Source organism: Streptomyces sp. NPDC056144 (assembly GCF_042264145.1).
Lineage (GTDB): Bacteria > Actinomycetota > Actinomycetes > Streptomycetales > Streptomycetaceae > Streptomyces.
The window spans coordinates 278,843-300,507 of the sequence record NZ_JBHJVF010000005.1 but is presented as its reverse complement, the minus strand read 5'-3'; the positions used below and the strand labels follow the sequence as shown (position 1 = coordinate 300,507).

21 protein-coding genes are annotated in these 21,665 nt (G+C 72.4%); 4 read left to right on the top strand and 17 right to left on the bottom strand.

Annotation, left to right across the window (positions count from 1 at the left end; translation table 11 throughout):
* Positions 1 to 137: 137 nt before the first annotated feature.
* The 4 genes from ACFC0Z_RS18015 to ACFC0Z_RS18000 form a co-directional block, all read right to left on the bottom strand.
* Positions 138 to 1,472 (bottom strand): beta-xylosidase, encoded by a 1,335-nt coding sequence (locus tag ACFC0Z_RS18015; RefSeq protein ID WP_376438507.1) that lies wholly within the window; start codon positions 1,470 to 1,472, stop codon positions 138 to 140.
* Between the two features lie 190 nt (positions 1,473 to 1,662).
* Complete coding sequence (locus ACFC0Z_RS18010) at positions 1,663 to 2,145, bottom strand: hypothetical protein (protein WP_376438504.1); 483 nt, start codon at positions 2,143 to 2,145, stop codon at positions 1,663 to 1,665.
* A 203-nt stretch (positions 2,146 to 2,348) separates the two neighbouring features.
* Complete coding sequence (locus ACFC0Z_RS18005; protein WP_376438501.1) at positions 2,349 to 2,711, bottom strand: cytidine deaminase; 363 nt, start codon at positions 2,709 to 2,711, stop codon at positions 2,349 to 2,351.
* Between the two features lie 37 nt (positions 2,712 to 2,748).
* Positions 2,749 to 3,636, bottom strand: coding sequence for a helix-turn-helix transcriptional regulator (locus ACFC0Z_RS18000; RefSeq protein WP_376438499.1), 888 nt, complete (start codon positions 3,634 to 3,636; stop codon positions 2,749 to 2,751).
* A 108-nt stretch (positions 3,637 to 3,744) separates the two neighbouring features.
* Between ACFC0Z_RS18000 and ACFC0Z_RS17995 the strand changes: the two genes are divergently transcribed.
* Positions 3,745 to 5,166 (top strand): MFS transporter, encoded by a 1,422-nt coding sequence (locus tag ACFC0Z_RS17995; protein WP_376438496.1) that lies wholly within the window; start codon positions 3,745 to 3,747, stop codon positions 5,164 to 5,166.
* 27 nt (positions 5,167 to 5,193) lie between these two features.
* Here the strand turns inward: ACFC0Z_RS17995 and ACFC0Z_RS17990 are convergent, their stop codons facing one another.
* The 5 genes from ACFC0Z_RS17990 to ACFC0Z_RS17970 all read right to left on the bottom strand — a co-directional run bounded on the left by ACFC0Z_RS17990 (position 5,194) and on the right by ACFC0Z_RS17970 (position 9,675).
* A complete protein-coding gene (locus ACFC0Z_RS17990) occupies positions 5,194 to 5,547 on the bottom strand; it encodes an MmcQ/YjbR family DNA-binding protein (protein WP_376438493.1) in 354 nt (117 codons plus the stop codon).
* Complete coding sequence (locus ACFC0Z_RS17985) at positions 5,544 to 6,845, bottom strand: hemolysin family protein (RefSeq protein WP_376438490.1); 1,302 nt, start codon at positions 6,843 to 6,845, stop codon at positions 5,544 to 5,546. The genes ACFC0Z_RS17990 and ACFC0Z_RS17985 overlap by 4 nt, the downstream gene beginning before the upstream one ends.
* 4 nt (positions 6,846 to 6,849) lie before the next feature.
* On the bottom strand, positions 6,850 to 7,347 hold the full coding sequence (ybeY, locus tag ACFC0Z_RS17980) for an rRNA maturation RNase YbeY (RefSeq protein WP_376438488.1): 498 nt from the start codon (positions 7,345 to 7,347) through the stop codon (positions 6,850 to 6,852).
* Positions 7,348 to 7,375: 28 nt separating this feature from the next.
* Positions 7,376 to 8,413 (bottom strand): PhoH family protein, encoded by a 1,038-nt coding sequence (locus ACFC0Z_RS17975; RefSeq protein ID WP_376438485.1) that lies wholly within the window; start codon positions 8,411 to 8,413, stop codon positions 7,376 to 7,378.
* Positions 8,414 to 8,556: 143 nt separating this feature from the next.
* Positions 8,557 to 9,675, bottom strand: coding sequence for a carbohydrate kinase family protein (locus ACFC0Z_RS17970; protein WP_376438482.1), 1,119 nt, complete (start codon positions 9,673 to 9,675; stop codon positions 8,557 to 8,559).
* A 277-nt stretch (positions 9,676 to 9,952) separates the two neighbouring features.
* Here ACFC0Z_RS17970 and ACFC0Z_RS17965 point away from each other — a divergent pair, with 277 nt between their 5' ends.
* Positions 9,953 to 11,305: an MFS transporter gene (locus tag ACFC0Z_RS17965; RefSeq protein WP_376438479.1), complete on the top strand. Its 1,353-nt coding sequence runs from the start codon at positions 9,953 to 9,955 to the stop codon at positions 11,303 to 11,305.
* A gap of 429 nt (positions 11,306 to 11,734) precedes the next feature.
* Here ACFC0Z_RS17965 and ACFC0Z_RS17960 read toward each other — a convergent pair whose 3' ends face one another.
* The 7 genes from ACFC0Z_RS17960 to hrcA form a co-directional block, all read right to left on the bottom strand.
* The gene (locus tag ACFC0Z_RS17960) at positions 11,735 to 12,736 is read right to left on the bottom strand and encodes an adenosine deaminase (RefSeq protein WP_376438476.1); all 1,002 of its coding nucleotides are present in this window, start codon (positions 12,734 to 12,736) and stop codon (positions 11,735 to 11,737) included.
* Positions 12,737 to 12,750: 14 nt separating this feature from the next.
* Positions 12,751 to 13,653: a ribonuclease Z gene (locus ACFC0Z_RS17955; protein WP_376438473.1), complete on the bottom strand. Its 903-nt coding sequence runs from the start codon at positions 13,651 to 13,653 to the stop codon at positions 12,751 to 12,753.
* A gap of 3 nt (positions 13,654 to 13,656) precedes the next feature.
* Positions 13,657 to 14,016, bottom strand: coding sequence for a histidine triad nucleotide-binding protein (locus ACFC0Z_RS17950; RefSeq protein WP_376438471.1), 360 nt, complete (start codon positions 14,014 to 14,016; stop codon positions 13,657 to 13,659).
* Between the two features lie 86 nt (positions 14,017 to 14,102).
* A complete protein-coding gene (locus ACFC0Z_RS17945) occupies positions 14,103 to 14,846 on the bottom strand; it encodes a 16S rRNA (uracil(1498)-N(3))-methyltransferase (protein ID WP_376438470.1) in 744 nt (247 codons plus the stop codon).
* On the bottom strand, positions 14,843 to 16,075 hold the full coding sequence (locus tag ACFC0Z_RS17940) for a nitronate monooxygenase (protein ID WP_376438467.1): 1,233 nt from the start codon (positions 16,073 to 16,075) through the stop codon (positions 14,843 to 14,845). The genes ACFC0Z_RS17945 and ACFC0Z_RS17940 overlap by 4 nt, the downstream gene beginning before the upstream one ends.
* A 247-nt stretch (positions 16,076 to 16,322) precedes the next feature.
* Complete coding sequence (dnaJ, locus tag ACFC0Z_RS17935) at positions 16,323 to 17,459, bottom strand: molecular chaperone DnaJ (protein ID WP_360801621.1); 1,137 nt, start codon at positions 17,457 to 17,459, stop codon at positions 16,323 to 16,325.
* Entirely contained in the window at positions 17,460 to 18,479 is a 1,020-nt protein-coding gene (gene hrcA, locus ACFC0Z_RS17930) for a heat-inducible transcriptional repressor HrcA (protein WP_376438464.1), read from the bottom strand. It abuts the gene before it with no gap.
* 149 nt (positions 18,480 to 18,628) lie between these two features.
* Here hrcA and ACFC0Z_RS17925 point away from each other — a divergent pair, with 149 nt between their 5' ends.
* Together ACFC0Z_RS17925 and ACFC0Z_RS17920 are read left to right on the top strand one after the other, a co-directional pair.
* On the top strand, positions 18,629 to 19,357 hold the full coding sequence (locus ACFC0Z_RS17925) for an MBL fold metallo-hydrolase (protein WP_376438462.1): 729 nt from the start codon (positions 18,629 to 18,631) through the stop codon (positions 19,355 to 19,357).
* A gap of 10 nt (positions 19,358 to 19,367) precedes the next feature.
* Positions 19,368 to 20,177, top strand: coding sequence for a DUF3097 domain-containing protein (locus ACFC0Z_RS17920; protein WP_376438459.1), 810 nt, complete (start codon positions 19,368 to 19,370; stop codon positions 20,175 to 20,177).
* A gap of 220 nt (positions 20,178 to 20,397) precedes the next feature.
* On the opposite strand, the gene hemW is transcribed toward ACFC0Z_RS17920, so the two are convergent.
* Complete coding sequence (gene hemW, locus ACFC0Z_RS17915; RefSeq protein WP_376438457.1) at positions 20,398 to 21,630, bottom strand: radical SAM family heme chaperone HemW; 1,233 nt, start codon at positions 21,628 to 21,630, stop codon at positions 20,398 to 20,400.
* Between the last annotated feature and the right edge of the window lie 35 nt (positions 21,631 to 21,665).

Genomic DNA, 21,665 nt, shown 5'->3' with positions numbered 1-21,665 from the left:
GGGCCCGGCGCCGCGCGTGTTCGGGCTCCCGGGGCCCGGGCTGTACCGGGGTCGGCTTGTGGGGGGGGCGCCGGGGGCGCGCCCCCCGGGGGGGGGGGGGGGGGGGGGGGGGCGCCCCCGCCGGCCCCGCCGGGTGGTCAGGACAGGGTCAGCGTGAGCACGCCCGCGTACGACCCGGGCGCGGTGAACGCCGGGATGTCGAGGGAGAGCCCGGCGTCGACGGTGAACTCGCCACCGGTGAGGGTGCCGTTCGCCGTGGAGGCGAGGGTCGCGCCGGCGCTGCCGACGGGCCCGGCCGAACCGGCCACGCAGACGCTGGGGCTGCCGGCCTTGGCGGTGCAGGCGGGCGTCCAGCTGAGGTTCCCGGCGCCGATGGGGTCGCCGGGGCCGGCGAAGTCGGTGACCTTGCCGGTCAGGGACCAGCCCGCGGGGCCGCCGCGGAAGTCCTTGACCGTCACCGTCTTCAGGTTGCCGGTGGCCGCGCCGCCCGTGCCGAAGTCGACCGCGGACAGCTCGACGGCGTCGCCCGCCTGGCTCATGGAGAGCTCACCGGCGTTGACCGCCGCCGTGATGGTCTGGCTGTTCGGCGGGGTCGGGACGACGACCTTGTACTTGACCGGGCCCGCGCCCTTCTCCGGGTCCCAGGCACCGCCCTCGTACGCCACGACACCGGTGGTCGCCACGTCGTTCACCTTCAGGCGGGCGGTGAAGCCGCCCTCGCTGTCGGTGGTGACGAGCATCTTGTCGGCGGTCTCCGCGGCGCCGGCGCGGCCGACGACGGTGACCTCGGTGAGCGGCGTGAACTTGGTGCCGGTCACGGTCACGCGCACGCCCGGGTCACCGGAGGCGGTCTCCAGGGCGAGCGTGCGGGTGTTGGGGCTGGTGACGGGGCTCGCCTCGACCGTCTCGGAGACCGGGGCGGGCGGGTTGAGCACCGTACAGGGGGTGTCCAGCTCCATGAGGTAGCTGGTGTGGATGTTGTAGTCGCCGGGCGAGAGGGTGATCGACCCCGGCTCCGTGACCGTGAACGTACCGGTCATGGAGAAGGCCGGGAAGGAGCCCTTGCCCGGGACGGGCGGGTTCTTCTTGGGCCCGGTGACGTTGATCTGGCCGGTCTGGGCGCCGCCGAGGACGACCTTGCCGCTCGGGGTCATGATGTCGGCCGGGAGCGCGAGGTCGACCGGGTTCGAGGCGGCGGGCTTGGTGATCGTGTAGGTCACGGTCACCGTGTCGCCGACCTTGGGCGCCGGCTTGTCGACGGTGATCTCGGCGGTCGTCGCGCCCGTGATCGGCGGGATGCCGGCGATCGGCGGCGGGACGCAGCGCGTCTGGAACTCCACCGGGGTGGCGGTCTCGACGGCGAGGGCGGGGGCGGCGAGGGCGCCGCCCGCCGCGACCGCGAGAGCGGTGGCGCCGAGGGCGGCGGTCCAGCGCCGTCTTCGGGTGGCCGCCCGGGATCGGGTGATTGCCATGTGTGGGTCCCCTCCTGAGGGATGAGAGGGCGCCATTGACGGCTGTGGGCCGAGAGAAGTCAATGGAATCGAAAACCATCGACTGATGACCCATCAGGTTCTGTCAAGATCAGCTCATGTACGGATATGCCCTGGTCACGCCGGAGACCGGTGCCGCCCAGGGCGACACCGGTCAGGGGTGGAACGGGGCTCAGCTGATGACGAACGGTCCGGGCGACTGCGACGTCACCGCGTCGCAGTTGATGGTGATGCCCATGACCACCATCGAGAGGGCGGTGCCCGCGAAGTACGAGTTGAGCTTGTCGCCCACGGCCACGGTCCCGGTGATGGGTCCGATCTTGACGGCACCGTTGGCGGGGATCGCCGGGTTCTTCTTGCCGGTGAAGCTCCGGACGGGACCCGTCGAGTTGGCCAGCTTCAGCGTGGCGTTGATCGTGTCGGCACCGAGCGCGATCGGCGTCGTCACCGACGTGGTGATGTTGATCGTCAGGGTCGTGCCGCTGTGGGTCGCGGTGAGGGTGGCGCTCCCGGTGTTGTACGGGGAACAGTCGTACGTCGCCGTGGCGCTCCCCGGCGCCACGGCGGCTCCGGCCGTCGGGGCGTAGACCAGGGCGGTGGCGGCGAGCGCTCCGGTGAGGACCGCGACCGTTCCTAAGGTGCTTCTGCTTCTCATGGCGAGTTCGAACCCCATTCCATGCCTGACGCAGGGGTGCGGACGCTGCGTGAAAGGAGGATTTCTGACGGCCCGTCGGGCGGGCCGCTGCTTATTGAGACGCAGACCACCAGGGATAGCAAGAGAAGATGCGGTGATCCTTCACAAACGCGCAAGGGCCCGGCGTCACACCGGACCCTCGCTGTCCTGTTCTCGCTGTTCGCTCAGCCGGCCGTGACCGCCGTACGGAGCTGCCCGTCGGGCCCCGCGAGCAGCACCGGGGTCTCCGGCCCGCCCAGGTCCCGTACCGCCGCGCGGTCCTCGTCCGAGGCGGCCTCGGCGTTCGACACGACGGCCGCCGCCTCCAGGGACTGGGCCCCGCTGGCGACCGCCATGGCGACGGCCGTGCGCAGCGCGCTCAGCCGGAGCGAGTCGAGCGCCACGGTGCCGGCGACGTACGTGCGCCCGGTCTCGTCGCGCACGGCCGCGCCCTCGGGCACGCCGTTGCGGGCGCGGGCGCTCCGCGCCAGGGTGATGATCTTGAGGTCCTCGGGCCCGAGGTCGCCGTGCTCACTGCTGAGTGTCATGCCCCGAGCATAGGACGAGACGCCCGCGGGACCGTCCTCAGCCCGCGATCGGATACATCGCCCCGCGCCGCCCCTCCGGGGAGACCAGCCACTCCAGCTTCGCCGCCGTGTCGGCCTCCGGAAGCGGGGTGTGCAGGACGATGACCAGGTCCGGGCGGGCGGGGACGCGGAGCTGGGTCGCCTCGACGATCAGCGTGCCGACCAGGGGGTGCTCCAGCTCCTTGCGGTTCTGGCCGCCGGGCCGGATGTCCCGCCGCTCCCACAGCGCGACGAACTCCTCGCTCCGTTCGCTGAGCTCCTCGATCACCGCCCGGAACCCCTCGTCCTCGGGGGACTCCGAGCAGGCGGAGCGGAACTGGGCGACGACCTTCGGCGCGAGCGCCGCCCAGTGGCACGTGCGCGAGCGGTAGAGCTCGTCGGTGAAGAAGGCGACCAGGCAGTTCTGGGCGGTCTCCGGGCGCATCCCGAGGACGATCGAGGACGCCTCGTTGTACATCACCGTGTTCCAGTACACGTCCATGATGTGCGCGGGGTACGGCATCCAGGCGTCGATCAGCCGCTGGAGACCCTGGCAGATGTCCAGGTCCTCCGGGGCGGCTTCCAGGGCCGGCGGGTTGAGGGCCGCGAGGACGTACAGATGGCGGCGCTCCGCCGGGCTCAGCCGCAGCACGCGGGCCACCGAGTCGAGGACCTGCGGGGAGACCGTGATGTCGCGCCCCTGCTCCAGCCACTGGTACCAGGAGACGCCGACACCGGCGAGGACCGCCACCTCCTCGCGGCGCAGCCCCGGCGTACGGCGGCGGCCGCCGCCGTCCGGGAGCCCCGCCTCGGCCGGGCTCACCCGGGCCCGACGGCTCATCAGGAACTCGCGCAGCTCGGCGAGACGGTGCGCTTTGGCGGTGCTGGTCTCAAGAGCGGTGGCCACGTCCGCGTCCTCCCCCTGGATGCCTGGCGTCCTGTCGTGCCTGGTGGTACGACCAACAGGATAAGTACTCGCTCCCCAGCGTTGTTCCCGCGCCGCGAGAGTCGTCACATGGCAGCAACGACAACCGCGCGCAAGACACCCCCGACCCCGCTCACTCCCCCCTCCTCCCCCTCCTCCTCTTCCCTCACCGGCCGCACCGGGCTCGTCCTCTTCGTCCTGTGCGCCGCCCAGTTCATGGTGGCGCTCGACTTCTCCGTCCTGAACGTCGCGCTGCCGGCGCTCGGCGCCGACCTCGGCCTGAGCCAGTCCGCGCTCCAGTGGGCCGTCACCGCCTTCGCGCTGCCCTCCGGCGGCTTCCTGCTGCTCTTCGGCCGCGTCGGCGACCTGTACGGGCGCAAGAAGCTGTTCCTCGCCGGGCTCGCGCTCTTCGGCGCGGCGTCGCTGCTCGCCACCTTCGCCTGGAACCCGGCCGCGTTCCTCACCGGGCGCGCCCTCCAGGGCCTCGGCGCCGCCGCGATCGTGCCCACCGGCATGTCGCTCCTGACCACGACCTTCCCCGAGGGTCCGCTCCGCGACCGGGCCCTCGGCATCTCCGGCACCCTGATGTCCCTCGGCTTCACCGTCGGCATGGTCCTCGGCGGGATCATGACCGACACCCTCGGCTGGCGCTCCACGATGGGCCTGCTCGCCGTCTTCACCGTGATCGCCCTGCCGCTGGCACCGCGCCTGCTGCCGGAATCCCGCACCCCTGACCGGCCCCGGCTCGACGTGCCGGGCGCGGTGACCGTCACCGGCGGTCTGCTCGCCCTGATCTACGCCCTGACGACGGCCGCCGAGCACGGCTTCGGGCGCCTGGACGTGCAGGTGGCCCTGGGGGCGGGAGTGCTGCTGCTCGCGGTCTTCGTCCGCGTCGAGTCCCGGCACGCCTCGCCGCTGGTCTCGCTGCCGATGCTGAAGCGGCGGACGGTCGCCTTCGGCAACCTGGGCGGCCTGGTCACGTTCGCGATGATGTCGACGGTCATCTTCGTCCTGACGCTGTACCTCCAGGAGACCCTGGGGCTCTCGTCCTTCGCGACCGGTCTCGTCTTCGGCGTGCAGGGGCTCTTCGCGGTCCTCGGCGGCACGCTCGCGCCGAAGGTGATCGGCAGGATCGGCGCCCGCCGCGTCCTGGTGGGCGGGCTCGTCGGCCAGGGGCTCCTGACAGCCGCGGTCCTCGGCATCGGACGGGACTCGGGCGTTCTCCTCGCGACGGCCGCGGCCTCGGTGGCCTGCGTGTTCCACCTGGGCGCCATCGTCTCGTACGGCCTGATCGTCACCTCCGGCGTGCCGGACGAGCAGCAGGGTCTGGCGACCGGTCTGGTGACCACGACCCAGCAGGTCGGTCTGACCGTCGGCATCCCGCTGCTCGGCATCCTCGCCACGACGGGCGGGGACCTGTACGGGGGTGTGCGCACGGTCCTGGCCCTGGACGCGGCGATCGTGCTCGGTACGGCCCTGCTGGTCGCCCTGGGCCTGCGGAAGCGGTCCTGACTCAGGGCCGGTCGAAGCGGTCCTGACTCACGGCCGGTCGAGGCGGAGCCGTACCGCCTTCGGAAGGCCCGCGACGACCAGGTCGTACGAGTCCTCGACGAGCTCCCGGACCATCCGGTCCGGGAGCTCTCCCACGGTCACCGTGTTCCAGTGCCGCTTGTTCATGTGATAGCCGGGGGCGACCGCCGGGAACTCCTCGCGGAGCCGCCCGGCCTCCTCCGGATCGCACTTGAGGTTGACCCGGAGCGGCTCGGCGTCGAGCCAGGACAGCGCGAACATCTTGCCCGCGACCTTGAAGACGGAGACGTCGGGTCCGAAGGGGAACTCCTCCGCCGCGTCGTTGAAGTCCAGGCAGAAGGCCCGCAGCTGCTCGGGGGTCACGCCGCCGTCTCCTCCGCTTCCGCTTCGACAGGTTCCACGAGCACGGTGACGATCTTGTTCCGGCGGCCGGCCGGGGCCTCCGCCGTCAGCCGCAGCGAGCGGCCGTCCGGCAGCTCGACGACCGCCTTCGCGCCCGCGATCGGCACGCGGCCGAGCGCCTTGGCGAGGAGGCCGCCGACGGTCTCCACGTCCTCGTCGTCGAACTCGTCGGGGCCGAAGCCGTACAGCTCGCCGAGGTCGCCGATGTCGAGGCGGGCGGTGACGCGGTGACGGCTGTCGCCGAGCTCCTGGACGGGCGGCAGCTCCCGGTCGTACTCGTCGGTGATCTCGCCGACGATCTCCTCCAGGATGTCCTCGATCGTGACGATGCCGGCCGTGCCGCCGTACTCGTCGATGACGACGGCGACGTGGTTGCGCTCCTGCTGCATCTCGCGCAGCAGGTCACCGGCGTTCTTCGTGTCCGGCACGAAGGCGGCGGCCCGCATCGCGGTCGACACGAGGTCGGCCTCGGAGTCGCGGTTGATGTGCGACTTGCGGACGAGGTCCTTCAGGTACACGATCCCGACGATGTCGTCCTCGTTCTCACCGGTCACCGGGATCCGGGAGAATCCGGAGCGCAGCGCGAGGGTGAGGGCCTGACGGATCGTCTTGTACCGCTCGATGCAGATGAGGTCGGTGCGGGGCACCATGACCTCCCGGACGAGGGTGTCGCCGAGCTCGAAGACGGAGTGCACCATGCGGCGCTCCTCGTCCTCGATCAGCGACTCCTGCTCGGCGAGGTCGACCATGGCCCGCAGCTCGGCCTCGGAGGCGAAGGGACCCTTGCGGAAGCCCTTGCCCGGGGTGAGCGCGTTGCCGATGAGGATGAGGAGCTGCGGGATCGGCCCCATGATCCGGGCCAGCGGCAGCAGCACGTACGCGGCGGCGGTCGCCGTGTTCAGCGGGTGCTGGCGGCCGATGGTGCGCGGCGAGACGCCGACGGCCACGTACGAGACGAGGACCATGACGGCGATGGCGACGAGCAGCGCCTCCCAGGTCTCCGGGAAGGCTTCGAGGCAGGCGTACGTGACCAGGACACCGGCCGCCATCTCGCAGGCGACGCGGACGAGCAGCGCCACGTTGAGATAGCGGGTCGGGTCGGAGGCGACCTGGGCGAGCTTCTCGGCCCCGCGCCGCCCGGACCGTACGGCCTCGGCGGCGCGGAAGCTGGAGACGCGGGCGATACCGGCCTCGGCGCAGGCGGCGAGCCAGGCGACGACGACCAGCGCGACCGCGCCGAAGATCAGCGAGATGTCCATCGGGTCAGGAGACGGTCGGCGCCGGGGACGGGCCGGTGAGGCCCTTCTCCGCGCGCCAGCCGTCGACGATCGCCGCCTGGAGACCGAACATCTCGGCCTTCTCCTCCGGCTCCTCGTGGTCGTACCCGAGGAGGTGGAGCACGCCGTGGACGGTGAGGAGCTGGAGCTCCTCGTCCATGGAGTGCTCGGTCGGCGCGTCCTTGCCCTGCTGGGTGGCGACCTCGGGGCAGAGCACGATGTCGCCGAGGAGCCCCTGCGGGGGCTCCTCGTCGTCCTTCGTCGGCGGGCGCAGCTCGTCCATCGGGAAGGACATGACGTCCGTCGGCCCGGGCAGGTCCATCCACTGGATGTGGAGCTGCTCCATCGCCTCCGCGTCGACGACGATCACGGAGAGCTCGGAGAGCGGGTGGATGCGCATGCGCGCGAGCGCGTAGCGGGCGATGTCGAGGATCGCCTGCTCGTCGACCTCGGTTCCGGACTCGTTGTTGACGTCGATCGACATGGTGCTGTTCTGCTTCTCTCGCTCTAAGTCACAGGCCGTTGCGGCTGTCGTACTTCTCGTACGCGTCGACGATACGGCCGACGAGCTTGTGCCGTACGACATCCTGCGACGTGAGGGTGGAGAAGTGCACGTCGGGAACACCGTCCAGGATGTCGCGGACCTGGCGCAGACCGCTCTTCGTCCCGTTCGGCAGGTCGACCTGGGTGATGTCACCGGTGATGACGATCTTCGAGTCGAAGCCGAGGCGGGTGAGGAACATCTTCATCTGCTCGGGGTTCGTGTTCTGCGCCTCGTCGAGGATGATGAACGCGTCGTTGAGCGTGCGGCCTCGCATGTAGGCCAGCGGCGCGACCTCGATCGTCCCGTTCGTCATGAGCTTGGGGATCGAGTCGGGGTCGAGCATGTCGTGCAGGGCGTCGTAGAGCGGCCGCAGGTACGGGTCGATCTTCTCGTAGAGCGTGCCGGGCAGGAAGCCGAGCCGCTCGCCGGCCTCGACGGCGGGGCGGGTCAGGATGATGCGGGAGACCTGCTTGGACTGGAGCGCCTGCACCGCCTTGGCCATGGCGAGGTAGGTCTTGCCCGTACCGGCGGGGCCGATGCCGAAGACGATCGTGTGCTTGTCGATGGCGTCGACGTACCGCTTCTGGTTGAGCGTCTTCGGACGGATCGTGCGGCCGCGGCTGGAGAGGATGTTCTGCGTGAGCACCTCGGCGGGGGTCTCCCCGCCACCGTCCGCCGTTCCGTTCTCGCTCGCCTTGAGCATGGCGATCGAGCGTTCCACTGCGTCCTCCGTCATCGGCTGACCGGTGCGGAGCACCAGCATCATCTCGTCGAACAGGCGCTGTATCAGGGCGACTTCCGCCGCGTCGCCGACCGCGCTGACCTGGTTGCCCCGGACGTGGATGTCGGCGCGCGGGAAGGACTTCTCGATCACGCGCAGCAGCGCGTCACCGGAGCCCAGCAGGCTCACCATCGGATGCTTCGCGGGGACGGTGAAGTGGGCGCGGGCCTGGCCGGGCGCCTCGTCGCGGGGCGCCCCGTCGGGGGTGGTGTCTGTCTGAGTCATGGGCCGGCACTGAGGCCTGCGCATACCTCCTGCTGAAGGGTTCTCGCCGCTCGACAACCTCTCGGCTTCCCAGCCTACGACCTGCCGCTGACAGCCCGAAGGGATTTACGAGGCGGGGGCCGGGCGCGACGGACGTCCGGGCGCTACGAGGCGGCCGCACGGAAGCCGATGGTCGGCACCGCCCTGCGCAGCGGCCAGGGGCGGGCGGGGGCGGGCAGGAGCCGCTCCAGGAAGGCGTACCGGTCCCGGAGGGCCTCCGGGTCCTGGCAGGCGTGGCCCTGGACGTGCTGCCACCAGGCGGCGATCTCGTCCCAGGTCGGGGCGGACAGCGAGCCCCCGAACTCCTGCACGGAGAGGGCGGCGGTGAGCCCGGCGAAGGCGAGCCGGTCGGCGAGGGGCCAGTCGGCGAGGGTGCCGGTGACGAAACCGGCGACGAAGACGTCCCCGGCGCCGGTCGGGTCGAGGGCGGAGACCTGGATGGCGGGGACCTCGGCGGTCTCGCCGGTGGCGCCGTCGACGGCGTAGGCGCCCTCGGAACCGAGAGTGACGACGGCGTACCTGACCTTGTCGGCGAGGGCGCGGGCGGCGGCGCGCGGGCAGTCGGTGCGGGTGTACCGCATGGCCTCGGCCGCGTTCGGCAGGAAGGCCTCGCAGTGCTGGAGATCCGTGAGCCCCGCGAGGTCCCAGCGGCCGGTGTCGTCCCAGCCGACGTCGGCGAAGACCTTGGCCCCGCCCCGGGCGGCCTGCGCGACCCACTCCTCGGAGCGGCCGGGCACGAGGGAGGCGACGGCGGCGCGGGCGTGCGGCGGGTAGGCGGGCAGGGCGCCGTCGAGGGGCGGGGCGTCGTGACCGTGGGAGACCATCGTGCGCTCGCCCTCATACGCCATGGAGACGGTGACGGGCGAGTGCCAGCCGGGCACGGTCCGCGACAACGACAGATCGATGCCCTCACCCTGCTCCAGGGCGTCCCAGCAGTACTCGCCGTAGTGGTCGTCGCCGAAGGCGGCGGCGAGGGAGGTGCGCAGCCCGAGCCGGGCGAGGGCGGTGGCCATGTTGGCGACGCCGCCGGGGCTCGACCCCATGCCGCGGGCCCAGGACTCGGTGCCGCGGACGGGGGCGCTGTCGAGGCCGGTGAAGATGATGTCGAGGAAGACCGTGCCGGTGAGGAAGACGTCGCAGGCGGGGTCGGTGGGCTCGCGCAGGCGCACCAACGGGTCGATCCCCGCGTCGTGTTGCTGCTGGTCTCCCGCTGCTGTGGTCACGGCGGTCTCCCCGGTCGTGGTCGGCTCAGCCCAGTGTGCCCGATGGGGCCTGAGTGGCGGGTGGGACGCACGAGGAGGACCGAACGCGAGGGCGGCCACATACCCACGTATGGCCGCAGCAAACCAACCGTGACCCGGATCACGTGGATCACCACCGATCAGGGCCTTCTCGGACAACTCACCTGCTTGATACACATGGTTCCGCGCCCCCGTGCTCATCGCACCACAAGGCGCTCCCCTCCCCCTTTCCCCCCCTTTCCTGTTCCTGGGAACGCCCATGTCGTCGCGGACTCGCGGCCCCGGGGCCCACGGCGCGCTCCTCGCGCTCGTCGCCCTCTTCACGGCCGGATACCTCGCCCCGTACCTCCTGCCGACCGTCGTCGGCCGCCTCGCCTCCGGTCTCGCCCTGGCCCCCTCCCAGGCAGGCCTGATCGGCTCGGTCCTCCTCCTCGGCTCGTCCTCGGCCGGCTTCGCGCTCGCCGCGCGCGGCCGGCGGATCCCGCCCCGGCGGGCGGCCCGCGCGGGCCTCCTCGCGATGGCGTTCGGTTACGGCTCCGCCGCCGCGACGGACATCGTGCCGCTGGTGATCGCGGGCGCGGTCCTCGGCGGCATCGGCTCGGGCACGGCCACGGCCACGGCGGTGGCGGGCATCGCGGGCCGCGAGGACCCGCACCGGGCGTCGTCCCTCGGCCTCCTCTCCGTCTCGGCGACCGCCGGAGCCCTCTACCTCACACTCCCCCACCTGGGCGGAGGCCACGCGACCCCCCTCCTCGCCATCGCGGCGGCGGCGGTACTGATGTGGCCCCTGACGGGCCGGCTGGGCAACGCGGCGACCCCGGCGACCCCGGCGGCCGTACGCGAACCGAGCACCGCCTCCTCGCCCCTCCCCCACCGCCGGGCGGGCGCGGTCCTCGCCGGATCCATCCTCCTGTGGTCCCTCGCGCAGAACGCGCTCTGGGGCGTCAGCGGCCGCATCGGCCTCACCCAGGCGCACCTCTCCGAGGTGACCGTCGGCGCGGTCTTCGCGGCGGCGCTCGGCGCGGGCCTCGTCGGGGTCACGGCGGCGGGCGCGCTCGGCTCGCGCCTGGGGCGGGCGGTGCCGATCGGCGTCGGCACGGTCCTGATCGCCGCCTGCGTCCTCCTCAGCTCGGCGTCCGAGTCCCTGACGAGCTTCGCGACCGGCGAGATCCTCTGGAACGCGGTCTACCCCGTCGTCCTCTCCTACCTCCTGGGCCTCGCCGCCTCCCTCGACCCGCGCGGCCGCTGGGCGGTCCTCGTCGGCGCGGCGTCCTCCCTGGGCGTCGCCTGCGGCCCGGCCGCCGGCAGCCTCCTCTCGGACGCGGCGGGCTACCCCGGCATGGGCGCGGCCCTCTGCGCCCTGCTCCTCCTGGTGGCGGCCCCCATGACGGCGGTGGCCCGCCACGCCTCGGGCCGCCCCCTGGTCCCCGGCTCCATCCGCCGCCGAGGCGGCGCCCCCGCGGCAATCCTGGCGGGCCGCACGACGGTCACCCCCCTGGTCCCCCAGATGGGAGCCCCGGAACAGGAAGTGACCCCACTCCGGGTCCCCGCACCTCGCCGCCGGGCGACGAAGTCGGCGTACGACTTGGCACGGCCGAGCGACCGGGGGTAGGGGGGGTTCCTTCCCCCACCCCGCCCCTTCCCGAAACCGGGGGCAGGCCCCCGGACCTCCGTACGGCCTGCGGCCTTGCCCTCAAACGCCGGGCGGGCTGAAATCCAGCCCCGCCGGCGTTTGAGGCGCGGGGTCCGGGGCAGAGCCCCGAAGCTTTTCAGGCCGTCCGGCGCCTGAGGACCGGTGCATGGGGCGCAGCAACGGCACTTCAGCCCCGCCAGCGCTTGAGGCGCGGGGTCCGGGGCAGAGCCCCGTATTTCAGCCCCGCCGGCGCTTGAGGCGCGGGGTCTGGGGCGGAGCCCCGTACTTCAGCCCGCCGGCGTTTGAGGCGCGGGGTCCGGGGCGGAGCCCCGGTTCGGGAAGGGGCGGGGTGGGGAAAGGGCCCCGCGCAGCGGCCCCAGGCCCCGCCCCGCGCGGCCCGCAGCGGCCCTACTCCCCGCCCCCGAACTCGTACGCCTCCACCTCCGCCAGATACCGCTCCCGCCGCCCCTCGTCGTCCTCCAGGAACGACGCCAGGAACGAGTTCCGCGCGAGCAACCGCAGCGTCTCCGTCTCCAGCTCCAGCGCCTCCCCCACCGCCGAGAAGTTGTCCCCCACGTATCCCCCGAAGTACGCGGGGTCGTCGGAGTTCACGGTCACGAGCAGCCCCGCCGCGATCATCTCCCGCAGCGGGTGCCGGTCGAGCGTGTCGATGACCCGCAGCCGCACGTTCGACAGCGGGCACAGCGTCAGCGGCACGCGCTCCCGTGCGAGCCGTTCGACGAGCGACGGGTCTTCCATGCAGCGCAGGCCGTGGTCGATGCGCTCGACCCCGAGAACGTCGAGGGCTTCGCGCACGTAGGCGGCCGGCCCTTCCTCGCCCGCGTGCGCGACTCGTCGCAGTCCGAGACGGGCGGCTTCCTCGTACACCTCGCGGAACTTCGCCGGCGGGTGCCCGACCTCGGCCGAGTCGAGCCCGACCCCGGTGATCCGGTCGAGGTACGGCTTCGCGGACTCCAGGGTCGCGAGCGCCGACTCGGCGGACTCGTCGCGCAGGAAGCACATGATGAGCCGCGTCGAGATCCCGTACCGCTCCTCGGCCCGGTCGAGCGAGGCGGTAAGCCCTTCGATGACGGTCCCGATCGGGACCCCGCGCGCGGTGTGCGCCTGCGGGTCGAAGAAGATCTCGGCGTGCCGGACGCCCTGGGCGGCGGCCCGCTCCAGGTAGGCGTCGGCGAGCTCGGTGAAGTCCTCGGCGGTGCGCAGCACGGCCATGAGCCCGTAGTAGAGGTCCAGGAAGGACTGGAGGTCGCTGAATCGGTAGGCCTCCCGCAGCGCCGCGGTGTCCGCGTACGGCAGGGTGACGCCGTTGCGCGCCGCGAGCGCGAAGGCGAGCTCGGGTTCGAGGGTGCCTTCGATGTGGAGGTGCAGTTCGGCCTTGGGTACGGGCATGGCTGGTGGTGGCTCTATCTCTTCGGTACGGGGACCCTCATGAGGTCCTGGGCAATGCTGAGCTCTCCCTCGAATCCGGCCGCCCGCGCCTGCCGCTCGAACTCCGAGGGATCGGAGTACCGCTGCGAGAAGTGCGTGAGGACGAGGTGCCGCACGCCCGCGTCCCGCGCGACTCCCGCCGCCTGCCCGGCCGTCAGGTGGCCGTGGTCGACGGCGAGCCGGACGTCCTCGTCGAGGAAGGTGGACTCGATGACGAGCATGTCGGCGCCTTCGGCGAGGGCGTGGACCCCGTCGCAGAGCCGGGTGTCCATGACGAAGGCGAAGCGCTGCCCGCGCCGGACTTCGCTGACCTCGTCGAGGGTCACTCCGCCGAGCACGCCGTCCCGCTGGATGCGCCCGACGTCGGGGCCTTTGATGCCGTGGGCGGCGAGCCGCTCGGGCAGGATGCGGCGCCCGTCGGGTTCGGTGAGCCGGTAGCCGTAGGACTCGACGGGGTGGGAGAGCTTGTGCGCGTCGAGGGTGAAGGCCTCGGTGACCGCGAGCGGCCCGTCGGCGAGGACGGGCGCCTCGGTCAGCTTCACGGTCTCGCGGTAGGCCGTGGCGTACCGCAGCCGGTCGAAGAAGCGCTGTCCGCTCGCCGGGTAGTGCGCGGTGACGGGGTGCGGGACCTGGTCGAGGTTGATCCGCTGGATCACTCCGGCGAGGCCGAGCGAGTGGTCGCCGTGGAAGTGCGTGACGCAGATCCGGTCGATGTCGTGGGCGGCGACCCCGGCACGCAGCATCTGCCGCTGGGTGCCTTCGCCGGGGTCGAACATGATGCCCTGGCCGTCCCAGCGCAGCAGGTACCCGTTGTGGTTGCGGTGCCGGGTCGGGACCTGGCTCGCGGTCCCGAGGACGACCAGTTCGCGTACGGACACGGCTTAGCCGGGGGGCCAGTTGAGGCCGCGCCCGCCGAGGACGTGCGCGTGGGCGTGGAAGACGGTCTGGCCCGCGCCCGCGCCGGTGTTGAAGACGATCCGGAAGCCGTGGCCGTCGACCTTCTCCTCGGCGGCGACCTCACCGGCCTCGCGCAGGACGTCGGCGGCGACGGTCGGCGCGGCGGCGGCCAGCGAGGCGGCGTCCGGGTAGTGGACGCGCGGGATGACGAGGACGTGCGTGGGCGCCTGCGGGTTGATGTCGCGGAACGCGAGGGTCGTCTCGGTCTCGCGCACGATCGTCGCCGGCACCTCCCCTGCCACGATCTTGCAGAACAGGCAGTCGCTCTGCGGCTCTCCGGCCATGTCCCGGGCCTCCTCGCCTCGGTGAAGTCAGTACGACGGAAATGCTATCGGTAGCCGCCGGCCCGGCATGATCGGCAAGACGCCCCCTAGCTCCAGCGCCCCGTACGCCCCAGCACGAGGGCCGTCGCCGCCGTGCCCGCCGTGGACGTGCGCAGGACGCTGCGGCCGAGGCGGTACGGCTTGGCCCCGGCGGCTTCGAAGGCGGCCAGCTCGTCGGGCGAGACCCCGCCCTCGGGGCCGACGATCAGCACGATCGAGCCCTTCTCGGGGAGTTCGGCGGTGGCGAGCGCGCCGCTGGGGTGCTCGCGGTCCTCGTGCAGGACGGCGGCGAAGTCGGCGGCGGAGAGCAGCGCGGCGAGCTGCTTGGTCGTCATGAGCTCGGAGACCTCGGGGAAGCGGGTACGGCGGGACTGCTTCCCGGCCTCGCGCGCGGTGGCGCGCCACTTGGCGAGGGCCTTGAGGCCGCGGTCGCCCTTCCACTGGGTGATGCAGCGGGAGGCGGCCCACGGCACGATCGCGTCGACGCCGGTCTCCGTCATGGTCTCGACGGCGAGTTCGCCCCGGTCTCCCTTGGGCAGCGCCTGGACGACGGTGATCCGGGGCGTCTCCTCGGCGTCCTCGTGCACCTCGTCGACCCGTACGGTCAGCTGGTCCTTGCCCTCGGCGGCGAGCACGACGCACTCGGCCCAGCGGCCCCGCCCGTCGGCGAGGACGAGCTCCTCGCCTTCCCGCAGCCGCTTCACGGAGACGGCGTGCCGTCCCTCGGGCCCGTCGAGGAGGAAGCTCCCGGGCCCGGGGACGGTGTCGACGACGAAGACGGGTGCGGTCATGAGGCGCTCCTGTGGGCGAGCCCGGGAAGGTCGGAGGAATCGGTGGAACCGGCGGCACCGGCGGCACCGGCGGGATCGGCGGGATCGGCGGCGCCGGAGGTGTCACAAGAAGAGGAGGAGCCGGCGAACTCGGCCGCGCCCGGCGCCCCCTCGGGACAGCCGAAGAGCCCCGCCCGCGCGGCCTCCAGCTCCGCGACGAGGACGTCGACCAGCTGCCCGGCGGGCAGCTCCCGGGCCAGCCGGTGGCCCTGCCCCGCCCACAGCGCCATGCCCTGCGCGTCGCCGGAGTCGGCGGCGGCCTTGCGGATCGGCGCGGTGAGGTGGTGGACCTCGGGGTACGCGGCGGGGGCGTACGGCCCGTGCTCGCGCATGAAGCGGTTGACGAGCCCGCGCGCGAGACGCCCGGAGAAGGCCCGGGTGAACGCGGTGCGGTGGAAGAGCGGATCGGTCAGGGCCCGCTTGTGGAGCGGGTGGGCGCCCGACTCGGGGCAGGCGAGGAAGGCGGTGCCGAGCTGGGCGGCGTCGGCCCCGGTGGCGAGGACCGCGGCGATCTGCGCGCCGCGCATGATCCCGCCGGTGGCGACGATCGGCAGCCGTACGGCCTCGCGGACCTGGGGGACGAGGGCGAGGAGCCCGATGCCGGGCGTGTCGTCGTCCTCGGGGTCGTCACGGTACGAGCCCTGGTGCCCGCCCGCCTCGACGCCCTGGACGCAGACGGCGTCGGCCCCGGCCCGCTCGGCTTCGAGGGCCTCCTCGACGGAGGTGACGGTGACGATCGTGTACGTACCGACGCGGGCGAAGGCGGCGAGCGTGTCGGCGTCGGGACAGCCGAAGGTGAAGGAGACGACCCGGACGGGGTCGTCGAGGAGGATGGCCAGCTTGGCGTCGTACGCGTCGGTGCCGCAGTCGTCGAGGTCGCCGAGCGGCGTGTCGTACCAGGCGGCCTCGCCGGCGAGCTGGTGGCGGTAGACCTCCACGGCGGCGGGGCCGTCGGTCCGGCCGCCGCTCGGCGGGACGAAGACGTTGACGCCGAAGGGGCGCGCGGTCAGCCCGCGCACCTGCTTGATCTCCTGGTAGAGGCCTCCGGCGGTCTTGTACCCACCGGCCAGGAAGCCGAGCGCACCGGCCTCGCAGACGGCTCCGACGAGCTCGGGACAGGAACCGCCACCCGCCATGGGGGCCTGCACGATCGGAAACCGAGAGAGATCGTTCAGTGCGGTGGTGGACATATGGGCATCGTGTCATGCCCCTGCTTCCGGGCCGAATCGGTACGTCAGGTCACGCGAAAGGGCGGTATCCACTGGATACCGCCCCTTCTCACACGCACAACCCGCAACCCGGACCTATCGCCCGCCGAAGGCGGCCTTCAGGGGCCTACCGCCCGTTGAAGGCGTCCTTCAGTCGCGAGAACAGCCCCTGCTGCCCCGGCTGACTGTGCCTACCCGGGGGACGACCCCCGGACCCCCAGCCGAGCGCCTACCGCCCGTTGAAGGCGTCCTTCAGTCGCGAGAACAGCCCCTGCTGCCCCGGCTGGAACTGGCCCGTGGGCCGTTCCTCGCCGCGCAGCTTGGCGAGTTCGCGCAGGAGCCGCTCCTGCTCGGCGTCGAGCTTGCCGGGCGTCTGGACCTCGACGTGCACGATCAGGTCACCGCGCCCGTTGCCGCGCAGGTGCGTGACGCCCCGGCCGTGCAGCGGGACCGACTGGCCGGACTGCGTGCCCGGACGGATGTCGATCTCCTCCAGGCCGTCGAGCGTCTGCAGCGGCACCTTCGTGCCGAGCGCGCCCGCCGTCATCGGGATCGTCACCGTGCAGTGCAGGTCGTCGCCGCGCCGCTGGAACGTCTCGTGCGGGGTCTCCTGGATCTCCACGTACAGGTCGCCGGCGGGGCCGCCGCCGGGGCCGACCTCGCCCTCGCCCGCGAGCTGGATCCGGGTGCCGTTGTCGACACCGGCCGGGATCTTCACGGTGAGGGTGCGGCGGGAACGGACCCGGCCGTCGCCCGCGCACTCGGGGCACGGGGTCGGGACGACGGTGCCGAAGCCCTGGCACTGCGGGCAGGGCCGGGAGGTCATGACCTGGCCGAGGAAGGACCGCGTGACCTGGGAGACCTCGCCGCGGCCGCGGCACATGTCACAGGTCTGCGCGGAGGTGCCGGGAGCGGCGCCCTCACCCGAACAGGTGGTACAGACGACGGCCGTGTCGACCTGGATGTCCTTGGTGGTGCCGAAGGTCGCCTCGTTGAGGTCGATCTCCAGGCGGATCATGGCGTCCTGGCCGCGGCGGGTCCGCGAGCGCGGTCCGCGCTGCGAGGACTGGCCGAAGAAGGCGTCCATGATGTCGGAGAAGTTGCCGAAGCCACCGGCTCCGAAGCCGCCCGCGCCACCGCCGCCGGAGGCCGAGAGGGGGTCGCCGCCGAGGTCGTAGACCTGCTTCTTCTGCGGGTCCGAGAGGACCTCGTAGGCGGCGTTGATCTCCTTGAAGCGCTCCTGCGTCTTCGGATCAGGGTTGACGTCCGGGTGCAGCTCGCGCGCGAGCCTCCGGAAGGCCTTCTTGATCTCGTCCTGGGAAGCGTCGCGGCGCACGCCGAGCACGGCGTAGTAGTCCGTGGCCACTTACGACTCCGCCAGGATCTGTCCGACGTAACGTGCCACTGCGCGTACCGCTCCCATCGTTCCGGGGTAGTCCATGCGGGTCGGTCCGACCACGCCGAGTTTGGCGACTGCTTCGCCGCCCGAACCGTAGCCGACCGAGACGACCGAGGTGGAGCTGAGCCCCTCGTGGGCGTTCTCGTGCCCGATCCGTACGGTCATGCCCGATTCCTTGGCCTCGCCCAGCAGCTTGAGGAGCACGACCTGCTCCTCGAGGGCCTCCAGGACGGGCCTGATCATCAGGGGGAAGTCGTGTCCGAAGCGGGTGAGATTGGCGGTTCCGCCGATCATCAGCCGCTCCTCGTGCTCCTCCACGAGCGTTTCGAGGAGGGTCGCGAGCACGGTCGAGACCGTGGCGCGGTCCTCGATCTCCTCGAAGGACTCGGGGAGGTCCTGCACCAGCTGCGGCACGTCGGCGAACCGGCGGCCGACGACCCGGCTGTTGAGCCGGGCCCGCAGGTCGGCGAGGGAGGTCTCGCCGAAGGGCGCGGGGCAGTCGACGACCCGCTGCTCGACCCGGCCGGTGTCCGTGATGAGCACGAGCATCAGGCGGGCCGGGGCCAGCGAGAGCAGCTCCACGTGCCGGACGGTCGAGCGGGTGAGCGAGGGGTACTGGACGACGGCGACCTGACGGGTCAGCTGCGCGAGCAGCCGGACCGTGCGGCCGACGACGTCGTCGAGGTCGACGGCCCCGTCGAGGAAGTTGTGGATGGCCCGCCGCTCGGGCGTCGACAGGGGCTTGACGCCGGCGAGCCGGTCGACGAAGAGCCGGTAGCCCTTGTCGGTCGGGATGCGCCCCGCACTCGTGTGAGGCTGGGCGATGTACCCCTCCTCCTCCAGCACGGCCATGTCGTTGCGGACGGTGGCGGGCGACACGCCGAGCTTGTGGCGCTCGGTGAGCGCCTTCGAGCCGACGGGTTCCTCGGTGCCGACGTAGTCCTGGACGATGGCGCGCAACACCTCCAGCCTGCGTTCGCTGAGCATCGTGCGCACCTCCAGCTGTCGGTCAGTCGATCCGGTTGCTCCGCTTTTGGCACTCGCCCTGTCTGAGTGCCAGCAATCCCCCGGCCAGTGTACGGCGGCGGGCAACGCTCCTGGCAAGGAGGAGGCGGCGCACCCGTTAGCGTCGCCCCATGGAGACGGATTGGGAAGCGTACGGATGGGAGCGGCTCGCCGACGGAGTGGGCAGGCGCCGACTGCCGGGCTGGGACGCGACGGTGGGGCTCGTCCTGGGCGCACGGGGGATCCTGCTGTACGACACGGGGTCCTCGCTCGCCGAGGGCGCCGAACTGCGGGCGCAGGTGGCAGAGCTCACGGGCGGCCGCAAGGTGACGCACATCGCACTCAGCCACCCCCACTTCGACCACGTGCTCGGCACGGCGGTCTTCGCGGGGGCGGAGGTCTTCGGCGCGGTCGGCTCGGACGAGCTCCTGGGCTCCGCCCGGGGCCGGGAGGAGATGCGCGCGGACGCCGTGAAGCAGGGGCTGGACGCGGCGGAGGCGGAGGCGGCCGCGGACGTCCTGGTCGCCCCGCGCCACCTCGTGTCGGGCGAGTGGACGCTCGACCTGGGCGGCCGCCAGGTCCTCCTGGCGAACGTGGGACCCGGCCACACGGGCCACGACCTGGCCCTGTGCGTCCCCGGCTCCCGCGAGGTGGTCTTCTGCGGCGACCTGGTGGAGGAGTCGGGCGAGCCGCAGGCGGGCCCGGACGCGATCCCGTCCCGCTGGCCCGACGCGCTGGACCGGCTCCTCTCCCTGGGCGGCGAGGACGCGGCGTACGTCCCCGGCCACGGGGCGGTGGTGGACGCCACGTTCGTCCGGACACAGCGCGAGGAGCTGGCACGGCGCTTCGCGGTGTCATAACGTCCCCCAAATGCGCAGCTACAACCCGGACCTGACGCCCCCGTGGAAGAAGTCGGCCCCCGTCCCGGAGATCCCGGCGGACCACGACCTGGTCGTGGAGGAGGTGTCGACGGGCTTCTGCGGTGCGGTGATCCGCTGCGAGGCGGGCACGGTGACGCTGGAGGACCGCTTCGGCAAGCACCGGGTCTTCCCCCTGGCCCCGCGCGGCTTCCTCCTGGAGGGGCGGGTGGTGACCCTGATCCGTCCCGTCGCGCCGTCGTCCTCCGCCCGCCCCACCCGCACGGCCTCGGGCTCGCTCGCGGTCCCGGGTGCCCGGGCCCGCGTGGCGCGGGCGGGCAGGATCTACGTGGAGGGCCGCCACGACGCGGAACTCGTCGAACGGGTGTGGGGCGACGACCTGCGCATCGAGGGCGTGGTCGTCGAGTACCTCGAAGGCGTCGACGACCTCCCCGCCATCGTCGCCGACTTCGCCCCGGCCCCGGACGCCCGGCTGGGCGTCCTGGTGGACCACCTGGTCCCGGGTTCGAAGGAGTCGAGGATCGCCGCGCGGGTGACCGGCGAGGACGTCCTGGTCGTCGGCCACCCGTACATCGACATCTGGGAGGCCGTGAAACCGTCCTCGGTGGGCATCAGGGCCTGGCCGAGGGTCCCCCGCGGCCAGGACTGGAAGACGGGCGTCTGCCAGGCCCTGGGCTGGCCCCACGACAACACGGGCGCGGTCTGGCAGGCGATCCTGAACCGCGTGACCTCCTACAAGGACCTGGAACCGGAACTCCTGGGCCGAGTGGAAGAACTGATCGATTTCGTGACGGCGCCGTAAGAGCCGCCTCCCCCGTGTAGGCAATCGTCCCGCAAGGCGGGACCGGTGGGCACACGGGACGGGCCCCCGTGTGGGCAATCGTCCCGCAGGGCGGGACGGGTGGGCACACGGGACGGCGCACCGTGCCGGGCCTAGGCTTCCGCGCCCGGACCCGCACCCGAGGCGCGGCGCCCCGGGTAGGGCCACGCCCACAGGAACCGCCCGGAAAGCGGCTCCGCCCTCAGTCCACCAGGTCCCGCACCACCGCGTCCGCAAGCAGCCGACCCCGCAGGGTAAGGATCGCCCGCCCCGCCTCGTAAGCCTCGGGCTCAAGGAGCCCATCCTCCATGGCCTTCCGGGAAGCCGCCCGCCCCGCCGGCTTGAGGATCGACAGCTCGACGCCCTCCCGAAGCCGCAGCTCCAGCAGGATCCGCTCGACCCGCCGGTCCTCCTCGGAGAGGAGCTCCCGCCCGGCCCCGGGCGACTTCCCCGCCCCGAGCGCCGCCGCGTACGCGCCCGGATGCTTCACGTTCCACCACCGCACGCCCCCCACGTGCGAGTGGGCGCCCGGCCCGGCCCCCCACCAGTCCGCGCCGCGCCAGTACAGCTCGTTGTGCAGGCAGCGGCCGGCCTCGGAGGTGGCCCAGTTGGACACCTCGTACCAGGAGAACCCGGCCTCCTCGAAAGCCGCGTCGGCGATCAGGTAACGGTCCGCGTGCACGTCGTCGTCGGTCATCGGCACCTCGCCGCGCCGGATCCGCCGAGCGAGCTGCGTCCCTTCCTCGACGATCAGCGCGTACGCGCTGACGTGGTCGGGCCCGGCCCCGATCGCCGCGTCGAGCGACGCACGCCAGTCGTCGTCGGTCTCCCCCGGCGTGCCGTAGATCAGGTCGAGGTTGACGTGCTCGAACCCCGCCGCCCGCGCCTCGGCGACGCACGCCTCGGGCCGCCCGGGGGTATGGGTCCGGTCGAGGATCTTCAGGACGTGCTGCTTGGCGCTCTGCATGCCGAAGGAGATGCGGTTGAACCCGCCTTCCCGCAGCTCCGCCAGGTACTCCGGGTTCACGGATTCCGGATTGGCCTCCGTCGTGACCTCGGCGTCGTCCGCGAGCCCGAACTCGTCCCGGATCGCCCCCAGCATCCGGACGAGGTCCCCGGCGGCGAGCAGCGTCGGCGTCCCGCCGCCGACGAAGACGGTCCGCACGGGACGGGGGTCGTCGCCGAGGACCTTACGGGCGAGCCGTATCTCCTCGGTGACCTGCCCGGCGTAGTTGTCGCGGGAGGCGAGCACGCCGCCGGCACCGCGCAGCTCGCTGGCGGTGTACGTGTTGAAGTCGCAGTAGCCGCACCGCGTGGCGCAGTACGGCACGTGCAGATAGAACCCGAGGGGCCGCTCGGCCGCCCCTTCCAGGGCGTGCGCGGGCAGCGCCCCGGTCTCGGGCATGGGCTCACCATCGGGCAGTACGGAAGGCATGAGCCCATTGTCCCGTACCGCCCGAGGCGACGGAG